Origin of the sequence: Methylomonas koyamae, assembly GCF_006483455.1 — a bacterium.
Classification (GTDB): domain Bacteria; phylum Pseudomonadota; class Gammaproteobacteria; order Methylococcales; family Methylomonadaceae; genus Methylomonas; species Methylomonas koyamae_B.
The window spans coordinates 1-13870 of the sequence record NZ_PPPU01000062.1; the positions used below are offsets into that span (position 1 = coordinate 1).

General features: G+C 51.6%; 16 protein-coding genes and 1 tRNA gene. 4 read left to right on the forward strand and 13 right to left on the reverse strand.

The window, feature by feature from the left end; all coding sequences use genetic code 11:
* Positions 1-707: 707 nt before the first annotated feature.
* A complete protein-coding gene (locus tag C2U68_RS20225; protein WP_140914280.1) occupies positions 708-911 on the reverse strand; it encodes a hypothetical protein in 204 nt (67 codons plus the stop codon).
* A gap of 35 nt (positions 912-946) precedes the next feature.
* Complete coding sequence (locus C2U68_RS21860; RefSeq protein ID WP_409563868.1) at positions 947-1261, reverse strand: HGGxSTG domain-containing protein; 315 nt, start codon at positions 1259-1261, stop codon at positions 947-949.
* A gap of 437 nt (positions 1262-1698) precedes the next feature.
* Between C2U68_RS21860 and C2U68_RS20235 the strand changes: the two genes are divergently transcribed.
* Positions 1699-2172, forward strand: coding sequence for a hypothetical protein (locus C2U68_RS20235; protein ID WP_140914281.1), 474 nt, complete (start codon positions 1699-1701; stop codon positions 2170-2172).
* Here C2U68_RS20235 and C2U68_RS20240 read toward each other — a convergent pair.
* The 8 genes from C2U68_RS20240 to sbcB form a co-directional block, all read right to left on the reverse strand.
* Complete coding sequence (locus tag C2U68_RS20240; RefSeq protein ID WP_140914282.1) at positions 2166-2519, reverse strand: hypothetical protein; 354 nt, start codon at positions 2517-2519, stop codon at positions 2166-2168. The genes C2U68_RS20235 and C2U68_RS20240 overlap by 7 nt on opposite strands.
* A 2-nt stretch (positions 2520-2521) precedes the next feature.
* Positions 2522-3256, reverse strand: coding sequence for a Rha family transcriptional regulator (locus tag C2U68_RS20245; protein WP_140914283.1), 735 nt, complete (start codon positions 3254-3256; stop codon positions 2522-2524).
* Positions 3253-3501: a helix-turn-helix transcriptional regulator gene (locus C2U68_RS20250; RefSeq protein ID WP_140914284.1), complete on the reverse strand. Its 249-nt coding sequence runs from the start codon at positions 3499-3501 to the stop codon at positions 3253-3255. The genes C2U68_RS20245 and C2U68_RS20250 overlap by 4 nt, the downstream gene beginning before the upstream one ends.
* 158 nt (positions 3502-3659) lie before the next feature.
* Positions 3660-4430, reverse strand: coding sequence for a DUF6387 family protein (locus C2U68_RS20255; RefSeq protein ID WP_140914285.1), 771 nt, complete (start codon positions 4428-4430; stop codon positions 3660-3662).
* Positions 4431-4539: 109 nt separating this feature from the next.
* Positions 4540-5793 carry a tyrosine-type recombinase/integrase gene (locus tag C2U68_RS20260; RefSeq protein ID WP_140914286.1) on the reverse strand — a complete coding sequence of 418 codons (1254 nt, stop codon included), beginning with the start codon at positions 5791-5793 and terminating at the stop codon, positions 4540-4542.
* Positions 5794-5970: 177 nt separating this feature from the next.
* Positions 5971-6057 (reverse strand) — tRNA-Leu (locus C2U68_RS20265).
* A gap of 95 nt (positions 6058-6152) precedes the next feature.
* A complete protein-coding gene (locus tag C2U68_RS20270) occupies positions 6153-7334 on the reverse strand; it encodes a pyridoxal phosphate-dependent aminotransferase (RefSeq protein WP_140914287.1) in 1182 nt (393 codons plus the stop codon).
* 55 nt (positions 7335-7389) lie between these two features.
* A complete protein-coding gene (gene sbcB / locus C2U68_RS20275) occupies positions 7390-8829 on the reverse strand; it encodes an exodeoxyribonuclease I (protein ID WP_140914288.1) in 1440 nt (479 codons plus the stop codon).
* A 123-nt stretch (positions 8830-8952) separates the two neighbouring features.
* Between sbcB and C2U68_RS20280 the strand changes: the two genes are divergently transcribed.
* The 3 genes from C2U68_RS20280 to C2U68_RS20290 all read left to right on the forward strand — a co-directional run bounded on the left by C2U68_RS20280 (position 8953) and on the right by C2U68_RS20290 (position 10931).
* Entirely contained in the window at positions 8953-9549 is a 597-nt protein-coding gene (locus C2U68_RS20280) for an SRPBCC family protein (RefSeq protein ID WP_140914289.1), read from the forward strand.
* A gap of 64 nt (positions 9550-9613) precedes the next feature.
* On the forward strand, positions 9614-10564 hold the full coding sequence (locus tag C2U68_RS20285; protein WP_140914290.1) for a YncE family protein: 951 nt from the start codon (positions 9614-9616) through the stop codon (positions 10562-10564).
* Positions 10565-10640: 76 nt separating this feature from the next.
* On the forward strand, positions 10641-10931 hold the full coding sequence (locus tag C2U68_RS20290; protein WP_140914291.1) for a hypothetical protein: 291 nt from the start codon (positions 10641-10643) through the stop codon (positions 10929-10931).
* Between the two features lie 35 nt (positions 10932-10966).
* Here C2U68_RS20290 and C2U68_RS20295 read toward each other — a convergent pair whose 3' ends face one another.
* Genes C2U68_RS20295 through C2U68_RS20305 form a run of 3 tightly spaced genes read right to left on the reverse strand, consistent with a single transcriptional unit; the run spans position 10967 to position 13736 of the window.
* The gene (locus C2U68_RS20295; protein WP_140914292.1) at positions 10967-11191 is read right to left on the reverse strand and encodes a FeoC-like transcriptional regulator; all 225 of its coding nucleotides are present in this window, start codon (positions 11189-11191) and stop codon (positions 10967-10969) included.
* Positions 11188-13506, reverse strand: a complete 2319-nt coding sequence (gene feoB, locus C2U68_RS20300; protein WP_140914293.1) for a Fe(2+) transporter permease subunit FeoB — start codon at positions 13504-13506, stop codon at positions 11188-11190. Before feoB ends, C2U68_RS20295 begins: the two co-directional genes overlap by 4 nt.
* The gene (locus tag C2U68_RS20305) at positions 13503-13736 is read right to left on the reverse strand and encodes a ferrous iron transport protein A (RefSeq protein WP_140914294.1); all 234 of its coding nucleotides are present in this window, start codon (positions 13734-13736) and stop codon (positions 13503-13505) included. Before C2U68_RS20305 ends, feoB begins: the two co-directional genes overlap by 4 nt.
* Positions 13737-13870 lie beyond the last annotated feature (134 nt).

The following is a 13870-nucleotide window of genomic DNA, read 5'->3' on the forward strand; positions in this document are numbered from 1 at the left end:
TTTTGGGGCCGGCTCTGTGGAAAGGTGTTTCTCGTCACTCATCGCTGTAGTTCTCTAGTTAGATGAAGCGAAGTGTAGACCATAGATAATCGCTACCGCAAAGTGATTGGCAACGGTTGGTGGACCCTGGCAAGAAAAGAACTTGGGGTAACTTGTTGGGCTATACCGAGGAAATCGCGGCGCAACAAAAAACCCGCTAAGCCTTTACAGCTTGCGGGTTCTTGGATTTGGTGCTCAGACCGGACTCATATTTCTGTATAAGTGACTGTATTAGCTATACATTGATTTGTTGAAAATTCACAATGTCACTAATGGTGTCACTACTTTAAGTTTTACTTGTTGCTCTCCTTGATCCAACCGGATGTTTTTGCAACGCTACCGGTTCTATTCCAATAGTCTACGAGTTCGATTCCTATCTGATAGGGAGGCGAGCCATTAGACCTATTAAGCCTTTGATTTAGCAAGGACTTAGTGAACTGACTGGTCTGAGAACTGAGCGGAACCCTGCGGCATTTTATGCTGCGGACTGCTGTTGCGTTTGCCGTTCAAGGCCGCGCCGCGCCTGGGTTACTGTGTTGTATTTGGTTCGTACTTCGTGCGTACTTTCTTGCGTACTATCGTGAACGCCAAAAGGTAAGCGGAATGCCGCTTACAGGGGCATTGCGAACCCTATTTTGTTAGCTGCCGCGTTTCTAACTTATCGCATTTTATTCCGGTAGCACATCGCCCAACCACTCCACCAGCGCCGCGCCCGGATGCGTGGCCGCGCCATAGTCGGCAAGTTCTCGTTGTAGCCTTGCCATTAGCTTTGCGTCGATTTCAATATCCAGCCGACGCACGCCGCGCTGGCGGTTGTGTTCTCGCCGTTCCCGTTGATATTCGGCGGATGTTTTAAAGCTGGATGCGGCCATTGTCGTTACTCCTCGTTGCCGTTGAAACTGGTGTTTTATCCACCGGTATGACTTCGCTTTTGCTTCGGTCGGTTACCATTCAAAGCCGCCCGCTTTTTGCCGGCTTCGGTCTTGGGGCCGGTACTGCATCCGCCATGCCATTTGCAGCGGCCATTTGCGAAAATAGCTTTTTGCTTGCAAGGTGTGCCGGCTCGGGTTTTGGCGCCGCAAGTCATATCGCGAAACTCGGCGGGGAAAGGTTCGCGAACGGGGGGCGGATACTGATAGCTGCGCGCGCGCCATGCGGCAAAGATGGCATTCTGGCGCCGGCAATAGGCTTTATGCCGCTTTCGTAGTTCAGGTGTCATCATAAGTACGCTGGCCGAAAATCGGCGATTTTGGTGGTTACTAGCCTGGTTACCATTTTTTGGATACCAAGTAAGCCTTGCTACAACCTTGCCATTTTTCGTGCAGGCCTCGGGGTAAACTCACGGCTTTATCACTTCGCCGGAGTAGCCGGGCAAGTTAGGTTATTCAGCCAATTTTCCGCCGCCGTGCTGCTGTAGCCGGTTTTCTGCCCTTTTTTCGAGCTGAATCGAGCCGGGGCAGATGGTAAATAATAGGTACATCCCGCATAGTGAACACTAACGCCTATTTTTCGATAAGCTAAGTTATTGATTGTTGGCGTTTTGCGTTCATATTATGAACACCTGTTCACTATACGGCATGACTTGTTCACCATACGGCACGAAGTGTTCATATAGTGAACAAGCAAATCAATTTTTACTGACAAAATAACTGAATTCTTATGGATGCTAATACCCTGATATCGATTCTTACTCTAATAGTCCTTATTTACCTTTTTGAACATATAAAATTCAAGCCAATTACAGCGACAGCATTGGACTGGTGTGTTGTGCTTCGAATAGATAAGACTAATAAGGTGGTGCATTTGTGGTTCTATCCTATTCTTGCTTTCAAGGTGAAAATGGACGAGGTTGTTCCAATAACAGCACATACAAGATCAATGAATGAATTATTAAAAGCAAACAAGGACGGCAGCCTAGAAACTTATGCTAGATGGTTACGTGACGGTGCAATGCTTGAATGCTATGGATTTCCAGATACAATAAATTTTTCTGACCTTATCGGGAATTATATTTTTCAAGAATATCGAATAAACTTTGTTACATCTATCCCTGATTTTTATTTGTCCATCATCAATAACAAACAAAAATATTACATACAATTTCTGAATGAATCGGATAGCCAAACTCACTGAGTTACTTTCCACTGCTTCCATTCATCGGTCGGCTTGTGGTCGTTGAATTCCCGAAACGTCAGCCGCCAGCGTCGCGCTAATTGCTTGCTGAAATGGCCTTCCAGCATCAGCTTGATAAAGCCGTGGCTTTCCAGTTCTCGAAAAGCTTCGTGCGCCTTGCCGCGGCAACAACCAATGCGTTTCTGGGCCTCGCTGATGCTGTAGGCGACGGGTTCATACATACGCCAATGGGTTTGCATCAGGATAAGCAATTTCACCGCATTGCCGCTTAAATCCAGGTAAGCGGCAGAGCGGATCATGTCTACATCCTGGGCGATATAAGCCTTTTTCCTCAGCTTTGCCGCCATGCCTAACCGCCCAGAATCTTAACCCTAGCGCCGACAATGCCATCCAGGGCCGCTTTCACGGCTTGGTAAATGGCTTTGTAGGGCTGTTGGTTTTCCATGCCCTCGGTCAAGGTCTGGGCGGCGGTCAGTTCGGCTAGTTCCAGGGTTTTCAGTTGCACCGCGGTCAATAATTCCCGGATTTCCGTCGCCTGTGGCTCGATAATCAGCAATGCCTTGTAAACCGTCCGGGTGATGTTGGCAAAATAGCGTTCGGCATTCTGGCTGCCTTGGCTGCGGGCATAGTCGGCAAACTGTTGAATGGCATCGGCCAGAATACCGCGACTATCCTTGCCGGATAAACGCGCCACCTGATAGGCCAGGCTTTCGCGTTCTTTGGCTTGGCGGTCGAGTTGGCGACGTACCCGCAAAAATTCGTCGACCAATCGCTTTTGACCTTCGCGCGATTTCCGACCGCCGATGAAAGGCATCGCCTTCAAAAATCCCGCTTCGTTGAGTTCAAAACAGCGGTATTCTCGTCCTAGCTTTTGGTAATTTCGTGGCTTGGATTCAAGCCGCGAAAGGGTGCCATCTGCCAGCAAATCATCCAGGGTTTGCAGTACGTTTTTATGCTGCCGGCCAAACTCCTTGGCAATGTCGCGGCTATCGACGCAAAGCTGATTACTGCTGCCGTGAATAATCAAATGGATTGAACTGTCGGCGGTTTGGTTTTCCGCGCCTGTTTTAGCTAACGCTTTCATGCTGCACCGTCCACGCTATCCAGTAAAGCCAGAATATCGGCTTTTTTCCAAGCGGTGGTTCGCTTGCCTAATTTAACGGGTTTGGGATATTTGCCGGATTTAACGCCGGCCAAGAACGTTGAACGGCCAACCGGTAATAACGGTTCAATGCCGCGTTTGCGGTCGCCGACGATTTGCCAGATTCGTAGATAGCCAAGAATAATGGCGGTTTGTTGGTTTTGTGAAGCTGGATTAGATGTTGCCATATCGTGTAAGCCTCCTTTGGCTCGTGTGGGATATGGCTAAGGCATTATATGCAGATATTTCTCCATTAGAAGGGCTTAAAAACGCTAGTTATTCTGCCGGCATATAATTTGCCGAAGCTAACGCCGGCATAAAAAATGTTGATTTTTGTGTCGTTTTTTCAGTTCAAGTCCTTTCGAACCTGAACACCAAAAGCATCGATTATTGAACTATTCAATAAGCGCTCTGCTTTAGGTTTTGTTGTCCTACGTATTCTTTCAGTGGTGTCTATCTCAGGCTCCTCTGGAAATAGGAGATTGCCAACAACTGAATTGGTTAGCCTATGACCTGAAATTTCGCCCCATATTTTCAAATCAATAAAAGGTAATATTTTATATTCAGTCCATTCCTTAAAATCAATTTCAGTAAAGGCCTTCTTGGCAGATTTCTTTGAACTACTCTCCCGAGTCTTGATCAGCCAGTTTTTAAAGTCTTCCATTATATGTTCATCAGTGGCATGCAGATTTACAAGCAAAAAAGCTTTGTCGTAATACCACGTGGAATAAAAATGATCTTGTAAAAACAACTCTAGCTCTTCGTTAGCATCTACTATTTCAAGTGAATTTTTGCTGCGCCTTATATAATCCGTGAAACTTGGTGGTGCGTTTTCTTCTAGCTGTCTGAATAATTTAAGTACGTCATCATTACTGAAGGGGGATATAGTTTCTTTACTAATATAAGGAGTTATTTGACCTCCCTTTATTACTGGATTTGTTTTTATTGTTTCTACTATTTTTTGGCACGGCGGACTTTCGGTTCCGTACCTGGATTTAAGCGGATAAAAAATCATCCTTTTATAAAGATTAACATACCATTCATAGGCGGATAGAAAAGGCACGTCACTATAATTTTCAAGATTAAACCATTCCGGTACTCCATTTGGTTTTTTCAATCAACACCTCGTCAAAATGTAACGCGTCCAGATAGCATTAACCGGAAACGGGGGACGAATCCCGCTTATTGCCCCGTCGGGCTATCCGGTTAAATTCGGTTATAACGGCTTAGCTTGCCTGCTTAAACGGCAAGACTTGCGCGCCAGCCTTCAAGCTGTCCAGGTAATCCGCCCAGCTTTGCATCATGCGCCGCCGTTCTTCCAGATATTGCGCCCGGTTATACACGGCTCTTACCTTATCCTTTGGCGCGTGCGACAGTTGCCGCTCGATAGCGTCCGGACTCCACCCCTGTTCATTCAGCAGCGTTGAGGCAGTGGTTCTGAATCCATGCGCTGTCATAACGTCGGAGTCGTAACCAAGCGATTTCAACGCCGCCATGATAGTGTTTTCCGACATGGGGCGCCCATTGCCGCGACTGGAAGGAAAAACGTACTTATCGCCACCGGTTAAAGGCTGGATCGATTCCAGAATAGCTACGGCTTGGGTAGGTAGCGGAACGATATGGTGGAAATCGGTTTTAGATATGAAAGGCCGCCATTCCTTGGTAACCAAATCAATGTCAGACCACAACATTTTCCGGATTTCGCCGGGGCGCTGAAAGAGTAGGGGAGATAACCGAAAAGCCGACTGCACAACGAAGGTGCCTTGATAGTTGCCAATATCCCGTAGCAATTGCGCAACTTGCTTGGGGTCGATAATTGCTGCCCGGTGTTTTACCTTTTGTGCGGGTATTTGTTTGGCGACGGGTTGCGCCGGATCGTAATCGGCCAGGTTGTGAACAATAGCATAGGCAAAGATTGCGCTGATTTCTGCCCGCAGTCGATGAGCTGTATCCAGTTTGCCCGCTTCAATTAGGGGTTTTAGTGCTGCCAACACTTCGGCGGATTTTATTGCGTTTATGGGCTTGTCGCCGATGACTGGAAATATCCAGGTAGTGAGCCGGCTCCGTTTTTTGAACAGCGTACCCTCGCTATTTTGATTGGCGATTGAGTCCAGCCACTTGCCAGTTACGTCAGCAAAGCTGTCCAAAATGGGCAAACCTGCTTTGATTCGATCTGCGTTTTGCTTGGCCGATTGTTTGGCTTGTTTGGACTGATTCCGGACTTGCGCCGGATCGAGTCCGTTGGCAATTTGTTGGCGGGTTTCTTCCGCCTTACGTCGCGCATTCTCTAAGCTGGTATCCGGATAGGTGCCGAACCCTAAGCGATTTTGTTTACCTTCAAAACGATAAATAAAAATCCATCGCTTGGTGCCGTTGGTTTTGACCAGCAACGCTAATCCGCCGCCGTCGTTGATGGTGTAATCTTTTTCTTTGGGCTTTGCGGCCCTGTATACCGGGTCTTTATTGAGTTTTTCCGCCATTGTGAACCACCAAAAAAGTGACACTGTGAATATCACTTTAGCCGGTGTCACTACTAATGTCACTACTTTGGGCGAATGTCACTAGTTTTTGTTGGATTGCATTGGACATAAAAAAACCCGCTAAGCCAGGAAACTTGCGGGTTTTTGGATGATTTCAGACATTCTGAAATCTTTATATGGTGCCTCAGACCGGAATCGAACCGGTACGACCTTTCGGTCGCGAGATTTTAAGTCTCGTGCGTCTACCTATTTCGCCACCGAGGCTTTCCGAACATGTGTTGGAAGGCCGCGAATTCTAAAGCAATGTCGGGAATTGTCAATCGAAACTTGGCACTCCCGGCGCCCGATGCAGTATCGGCTTAAATTGCTTGCTTGATCCTTGCCAGTGCGTTTTCCAGATTGGCCATGCTGGTGGCGATGGAAATGCGGATATGGCCGGGGCAACCAAACGCAGAGCCTGGCACGAGGGCGACGCCAGCTTTTTCGATCAAAAATTCGGCGAACTCCAGGTCGTCGTTGATGCCGTCCAGACGCGCCAACAGTTTTTCGACGTTGGGGAATACGTAAAAGGTGCCGTCGGTCGACAAGCATTCAATGCCGTCGATGCTGTTCAATTCGGCGACGACATAATCGTGGCGTTTCTTGAATTCGACCATCATGGTATCGATGCAGCCTTGGTCGCCGTTCAAGGCTTCTTCGGCGGCGACTTGCGAAATCGAGGTCGGGTTGGAGGTGCTTTGCGACTGGATGATGCACATCGCGTCGATCAAGTCGGCCGGGCCGGCGGCATAACCGATGCGCCAGCCGGTCATGGAATAGGCTTTGGAGACACCGTTTAAGACGATGGTGCGGTCGTAAAAATCCGGGTGGGCGTTGAGTATGTTGACAAATTGGCCTTTGTTCCACAGGATCAACTCGTACATGTCGTCGGTGGCGATCAAAATCTCGGGATAGTCGCGCAATACGTCGCCCAAGGCTTTTAATTCATCCAAGCTGTATGCCGCACCGGTCGGGTTGGACGGGCTGTTGATCACCAGCAAGCGGGTTTTCGGGGTGATCGCCGCGCGCAATTGGTCCGGCGTGATTTTGAAACCCTGGCTTTGGCCGGTTTCAATAATCACTGGTACGCTGTCGGCGAGCAACACCATGTCCGGATACGAGACCCAATACGGCGCAGGAATGATGACTTCGTCGCCGGGATTGAGCAGGGCTTGCGCCAGGTTGAAGAAGCTCTGTTTGCCACCGCAAGATACCAAGATTTGTTTGGCTTGGTATTCCAGGCCGTTGTCGCGTTTGAATTTGGCAATAATGGCCTTTTTCAGGCCGGCGGTACCGTCCACGGCGGTGTATTTGGTAAATCCGGAGTTAATGGCCTGGATTGCGGCGTTTTTGATGTGGTCCGGCGTATCGAAATCGGGTTCGCCGGCGCCCAGGCCGATAATGTCCTTACCGGCAGCGCGCATCGCGGCGGCTCTGGCGGTGATGGCCAGGGTAGGGGAGGGTTTAACCGCTTTAACTCGGTCGGACAGTGTGATGCTCATGATTCCTCGGTCGAAATTTACTCAAATGGTCGGCATTATACGGTATAAGCCGGCATCAAACATGGTGTTTTGCGGCCAACTGGTCGGCATAATTTTCCAGAGCGTCCAGTAGCGTGTGATTCTGGCCACTATCGGCGCGCAAGGCGTTGATTTTTTCCCGGAACTGCGCCAAGCCCATGTAACCGGCGCTTTCCCGTTCCAGCCGGTCGCGGCAAAACGCCGACCATTGCCGGCGCTCTTCCTGGGTCAATGTGTCCGGGTAATTTCTGGCGCGGTAGCGAAACAGCATTTCCGGCAGACGCAGGTCTTCGAATTCGGATTCGAAATCGGCCAAGCTCGCGGGGTCGGCTTGTCGCAGCCGTTGGCACAGAGACTTGTCGCGCTGGCTGAAAAAGCCGCCGCTATAGATCATCAAATCCGGATCGCTGGGTTTCGTGTCGTCGTTGCGGCGGCTGAACACCTCGGCGAATTTGGCGTCCAGGGCCGGTGCTGCCTGAATTTGTTTTAAGTGCCGATCATGCAGGGCCAAATCCAGTTGCAAGCGTTCCCGGTCGGCCGGTTTCAGCACGGAGATCGGCGCCAACACCGGACATTTATTGATGTGGACAGTTTTCAACGGAATCCGCACCGTTCCTTCCGGCAAGTCCGTGTTAGCCACAAACAAGCGCTGTTTGATCTCTTCCGAAGACAGCGCCAATAAGGGTTCCGGATCGACGGCAAGGTCGTAAACGATGACTTCATTGCTATTGGTCGGATGCTGCGCCAGCGGCAATACCACCGCCAAGCAGTGGTTGCGCGACGGCAGGCGGCCGGAAATATGTACCAGCGGCGTAAAACTACCGAGCCGCAGCAGATTCGACACTTGGCTTTTATGGCGGTGGTTGATCAGGTATTCGAACAGCTTGGGCTGCTTTTGTTTGACCAGCTTTGCAATCGCGATCGTCGCGTACACGTCCGACAAGGCATCGTGCGCGGCGTCGTGTAACAAGCCGTTGGCTTGGGTCAAGTCCTCCAAACGGAAACTGGGCAGGCCGTCTTCCTTATCGGGCCATTCGATGCCTTCCGGGCGCAAGGCTCTGGCGGCGCGGACCACGTCGATCAAATCCCAGCGCGAATTGCCGTTTTGCCACTCTCTGGCGTAGGGATCGAAGAAGTTGCGGTAGAGCAGATTGCGGGTGACTTCGTCGTCGAAGCGGATGCTGTTGTAACCGACGCCGCAGGTGCCGGGCTGAGACAGGGCGTCGTGGATCGTTTCGGCGAATGCCGCCTCGCAGACACCCTGCGCCGCCGCCAGTTGCGGCGTGATGCCGGTGATCAGGCAGGCTTCCGGATGCGGCAGATAATCGTCGACCGGCCGACAGTAAAGCATGATCGGATCGCCGACGAGGTTGAAGTCGGTATCGGTGCGGACTCCGGCAAATTGGCACGGCCGGTCGCGTTGCGGATCGGCGCCGAACGTTTCGTAGTCGTGCCAGAAAAATGTGGTTGAAGTCATGAGTGGAACCGGGAGGAGGGCGGTCGGGAAAATTTCCGCAAACGCGCTTTTGCGGATACTGGCGGCGGAAAATTATTCTATAATCGCCCGCTCTATTTTATGTGACCTTCATAGGAAAGTGTTATGAAAAAAACCTCGCTACTCGTTTCATCCGTTTTGCTGATGTTCGCCGGCTTAGCCAATGCCCACGGCCCCGTCAGAGCGAAAATGACCGCTACCGTGACCGTCGACGCACCCGCGGCGAAAGTATGGGATTTGATCAAAAACTACGACGACATGTCCTGGCATCCGAGCATCAAAAGCGTGAAAGGTAGCGGCAGCAACGACAAAGGCGCGGTGCGCACGCTGACTTTGGCTAACGGCGGTACCATCACCGAGGAATTGAAAGCCTACGATGCCGCCAAAATGAGCTACAAATACAAAATCACCGAAATGAGCAACACCGGCACTATCAAACATGCCGGCCAGGACGAGCCGTTGCCGGTATTGCCGGTTGGTAACTATGCGGCCGAATTGCAAGTCACTGACAAAGGCGGCAAGACCGAAGTCGAGTGGGTTGCCACTTACTACCGCGCTTACGTCAACAACAACCCGCCGGCAGAGTTAAACGAAGAAGCCGCCGACAAAGCGGTGAGCAACGTGTTGAAAACCGGCCTGGAAGCCTTGTCCAAAAAAGCCGGCTCCGCGGCTGCACACGTCGAAATCGATATCAAACGTTAATCGGCTTTATCCCCGTTCCCGGCCTTGAGCCGGGAACCATTTTCCTCCCACCCCCATTTTGTTCATGTCCAGATTCAGGTTTAAGGCTGTTTGCTTATTTGCTATCGCCGCGATGCCGGTTCACGCCAATCCGCGTGCCTTTATCACCAATCAACTGGATAATTCGGTCTCGGTGATCGATACCCAAAACCGTAGCGTCATCGAAACGATCAAAGTCGAAGGCAAACCGGCCGGCGTGGCGATAAACCCGCTATTGAAACAAATTTACGTCAGCACGCCGGAGGGCGGTGGCTTTGCCGTGCTGGACGGCGACAAACTGACCAAGTTGCGAAACGTTAAAGTCGGCGGCGCGTCGTTGGGCATCACAACTGACCGCAAGGGCCAGCAAATTTTTGTTGCCGACTGGTATGAGAATTCGGTGGCCGTGTTCGATAGCAAGGATTTCACTCGGTTAAAAACCATTACTGTTGGTAAATCGCCGTCGGGCATGACCGTCAGCCCCGATAACCGCTGGCTGTATGTCGCCAACCGGATAGACGATTCCATTTCCCAAATCGATTTACGCAAATTGACCATCCGCAACACCACCAAAGTCGGCGCTCATCCGTTCGGGATTGCAGTGGATAGCCAAGGCAAGCGTTTGTATTCGGCCAATGTGGAAAGCGACGATGTTACCGTGTTGGACGCACGCAGCCTGAAACGGCTGGCCACGGTTAAAGTTGGCGCCCGACCTTACGCTGTGGCGCTGGCCAATAGCGACGGTTTGTTGTTCGTGACGAATCAGGACGACAGCACCGTCTCGGTCGTCGATACCGCGACCTTGAAACAAGTTGCCGTGATTCCGGTCGGCGACAAGCCGGAAGGCATTAGCGCGCACCCGGACGACAGGCATATTTATGTCGCCAATTGGTTCGATAACAATGTCTCGGTCATCGACGCCAAAACCTTGCAGGTGGTGGATACCATCAATACGGGGGAGGGCAGTCGCGCTTTCGGCGAGTTCATTACGCATTGATAGCCGACGGTATTTTGCAGGCGGCACCATTGCGGTGGTAGACTGCGCGCCGGCTTTAAAACTCGTTGAGAACTTTATGACTGAAAACGTCGAAGATTTAACTATTCGTTACGAAGATGGCGGCGTCGAGACCGTCAAGGAATTGGACAAGAAGATCCTGAGCAAAGGCGCCTGGGCCACTGTGATTTTCCGTTATCAGGACTGGGAACCGGCCAAAAATCAATACAGCCAGGACCGTTTCAGCATCCGCCGCTACCAAAAACGCAACGGCGAATACCAACAAAAATCCAAGTTCAATATTTCCAGCGAAAAGCAGGCTCAGGAATTAATTGAAGCTTTGCAGGGCTGGCTTGCAGAGAGTAAGTAAGCCTCCGGTTGGCGGGACAATCTCCCGCTAACCGTTCAATCCACCCATTCGTAGATTTCGGTCAACAGCGGATCGCATTTGCAGCAACCGCCGCTGCCGCAAGCGCTGCCGGCCGCAGTTTGCTTGACTTTGCCTTTGCTGATCCATTTTCCGAGCATGCCTCTCAAGGCGTCGGCGTCCATGTGAAAATGCAGGACCAAATCGTGCAGCGTAGCCCGGCGCTTGTCCTGCAAATAGCCGCGCAAGTCAGACAATATCATGGCGTTACTCCACGGAATTGACGGGCGCCGTAAAAGCGCAACACCAGCAGCACGCCGGCAAACAACAGCGTCAGACCGAAAATCCAGCCTATTGCCGTTTGCGGATGCTGACTGAAGGTCATGCCTTGATAGAACAGCGTCGCGGTCAGGTAAGCGACGAACGTGGTCCAACACACCACGAACAGGGCCCAGCCGCCGCTGGTTTCCTTGTAGATGGCGGCGGTGGCGGCGACGCATGGCGCGTAGAGCAGAATAAACAGCAGATAGGCAAATGCGCCGACCCGGCCGTCGAAATGTGCCTGCATCACGGCAAACGTATCCAATTTAACTTGTTGCTTTTCGGCAGCGCTGGCTTGGTCGGCGACATTGGCAATGCCGATACCCAGTGGATCCAGTAATTTGTCGGCGATCGCGATCAGATTGTCCGGCACGGTTTGACAGGCTTCGGATAAGGCTGCAGCCAAATCGAAACTTTTATCCTCGACATCAGCGTCGCTGGCCGCCATCTGGCTGTAAAGCGCATCCAGCGTACCCACCACGGCCTCTTTAGCCAGTACGCCGGTAAAAATGCCTACCGTAGCCGGCCAGTTGTCGCTGGCGATGCCCATCGGTTGAAATGCCGGAGTCAATTGCCGGCCGATTTCGCTGAGCACCGATTTGTCGCTGTTTTCCTGGCCGAAGCTGCCGTCGACTCCGACCGAATTCAGCACGTTCAATACCAGCACCATCGGCACGATGACTTTGCCGGCGTTGACGATGAAGGTTTTGAGGCGCTCCCAGGTCTTGGTGTAAACCCCGCGTAGCGTCGGTAAGTGGTAAGCGGGCAATTCCATCAAAAAAGGAGTAGGGGAGCCGCGCAGCAGGGTGTAACGCATGATCAGGCCGGTCAAAACCGCAACGACGATACCGAACAGATACAGGCCGAACACCAGATTTTGGCCGCCAACCGGAAAGAAGGCGGCGGCGAACAAGGCGTAGACCGGGAGGCGGGCGCCGCAGGACATGAACGGATTCATCATGTTGGTCAATATCCGGTCGCGCTGGTTGTCCAGAGTGCGAGTGGCGATGATGGCGGGGACGTTGCAACCGAAACCAACGATCATGGGCACGAAGGATTTGCCCGGTAGGCCGATCATGCACATGAAGCGGTCCATCACGAAAGCGGCACGCGACATGTATCCCGAGTCTTCCAACATGGACAGGAAGATGAACAAAAAGCCAACGATTGGAATGAACGTCGACACGACCTGAATACCGCCGCCGATGCCGCTACTGGTTAACACTACCAGCCAATTCGGCCAGTTCATTGCTGTCAGCCATACACTAAGGCCGTCTACCAATAACGCACCGACGGCTTTGTCGAAAAAGTCCACGAATGCGCTGCCAACGTTGATCGTAAACATGAACATGGCGTACATCACCAGCAGAAATATCGGGATGCCCAGAAACCGGTTCAGCACGATGGCGTCGATTTTGTCGGTGGTATTGCGCGAGACTTCGTTTAATTTACATACCGATGCCTGCACCAGCCGGTTAACCAGACCGTAGCGGGCGTCGGCGGCCAGGATGTCGATTTCGTCGCCTGTCTGATCTTCGATTTGGCCCCGCAGGCGAGTGACCGTTTCGGTGAGTTCCGGGCCGGCGATCTGCTTGGCCAAGGTATCGTTTTCCAGCAGCCGCAAGGCCAGCCAGCGGCTATCGCAACGGTTGCGGCCGGAGATATCTGACAATAGCGGTCTCAACTCATCGACGGCCGCTTCGATCTCCGCTTGATAAGCGACTTGAAGCTGGGGAACCGGCTTGTCGGCGCAGGCTTTGCTGATGATTTCGAGCAAGTCCTTGATGCCTTGGCCGGTCGCCGCGGTTACCGGCACCACCGGGCAACCGAGATGTTTGGCCAACAATTCGGTATCAATGCGGATGCCGCGCTTTTTTACGGCATCCATCATATTCAGAACCAGAATCATCGGCACCCGCATCTCGAGCAATTGCGAGGTCAGGTAGAGATTGCGTTCGATGTTGGATGCATCGACGATGTTGATGATTAAATCGGCTTGGCGCGAGGCGACGTAATCGCGCGCGACTTTTTCGTCCAGCGAAATGCTGTCGTCATCGGCTTCCAGCGAATAAGTGCCAGGCAAATCGACAACGTCGATCTGCTTTCCTTTATATAGATACTCACCGGTTTTTTGTTCTACCGTGACACCGGGCCAGTTGCCAACGTGTTGTTTGGAACCGGTCAGAGCGTTGAACAACGTGGTTTTGCCGCAATTGGGGTTACCGACAACGCCAACGGTATAAACGGCGTCTTTCATACTTTTTCTACGAGTAACACCGACGCTTCGTTTTTGCGGAGCGACAAGGAAAAGCCGCGAATCTTAATCTCTACCGGATCGCCCATAGGCGCGAAACGCGTCACGGTAAATTCAGTTCCCGGAGTCAAACCCATTGCCAACAGTTTTTTCCGATAAACTCCGCCGGATTGGTCAAACCCTAAGATGCGGCCAGTATCGCCAGCCGCCAGCGCTTTAAAATTTGTCTGCATGCAGGCTAATTAATAATTGTTCTCATTAATAAGCACTATAGCATATCAACAAATCAATACGGCAAATTTACATGTTCGACGAGCATTGCAGAGGCGCGCCACATCGGGATAATATTTCGCATAATGTATATTTC

Bases quoted from the DNA above. Each gene is read 5' to 3' on its own strand.
- C2U68_RS20250 (WP_140914284.1), bottom strand. From the start codon at position 3,501: ATGGCAACATCTAATCCAGCTTCACAAAACCAACAAACCGCCATTATT.
- C2U68_RS20280 (WP_140914289.1), top strand. From the start codon at position 8,953: ATGAAAAAAACCTCGCTACTCGTTTCATCCGTTTTGCTGATGTTCGCC.
- C2U68_RS21860 (WP_409563868.1), bottom strand. From the start codon at position 1,261: ATGATGACACCTGAACTACGAAAGCGGCATAAAGCCTATTGCCGGCGC.
- C2U68_RS20260 (WP_140914286.1), bottom strand. From the start codon at position 5,793: ATGGCGGAAAAACTCAATAAAGACCCGGTATACAGGGCCGCAAAGCCC.
- C2U68_RS20240 (WP_140914282.1), bottom strand. From the start codon at position 2,519: ATGGCGGCAAAGCTGAGGAAAAAGGCTTATATCGCCCAGGATGTAGAC.
- C2U68_RS20295 (WP_140914292.1), bottom strand. From the start codon at position 11,191: ATGATATTGTCTGACTTGCGCGGCTATTTGCAGGACAAGCGCCGGGCT.
- C2U68_RS20305 (WP_140914294.1), bottom strand. From the start codon at position 13,736: ATGCAGACAAATTTTAAAGCGCTGGCGGCTGGCGATACTGGCCGCATC.
- C2U68_RS20245 (WP_140914283.1), bottom strand. From the start codon at position 3,256: ATGAAAGCGTTAGCTAAAACAGGCGCGGAAAACCAAACCGCCGACAGT.
- C2U68_RS20270 (WP_140914287.1), bottom strand. From the start codon at position 7,334: ATGAGCATCACACTGTCCGACCGAGTTAAAGCGGTTAAACCCTCCCCT.
- C2U68_RS20285 (WP_140914290.1), top strand. From the start codon at position 9,614: ATGTCCAGATTCAGGTTTAAGGCTGTTTGCTTATTTGCTATCGCCGCG.
- sbcB (WP_140914288.1), bottom strand. From the start codon at position 8,829: ATGACTTCAACCACATTTTTCTGGCACGACTACGAAACGTTCGGCGCC.
- C2U68_RS20225 (WP_140914280.1), bottom strand. From the start codon at position 911: ATGGCCGCATCCAGCTTTAAAACATCCGCCGAATATCAACGGGAACGG.
- C2U68_RS20290 (WP_140914291.1), top strand. From the start codon at position 10,641: ATGACTGAAAACGTCGAAGATTTAACTATTCGTTACGAAGATGGCGGC.
- C2U68_RS20235 (WP_140914281.1), top strand. From the start codon at position 1,699: ATGGATGCTAATACCCTGATATCGATTCTTACTCTAATAGTCCTTATT.
- feoB (WP_140914293.1), bottom strand. From the start codon at position 13,506: ATGAAAGACGCCGTTTATACCGTTGGCGTTGTCGGTAACCCCAATTGC.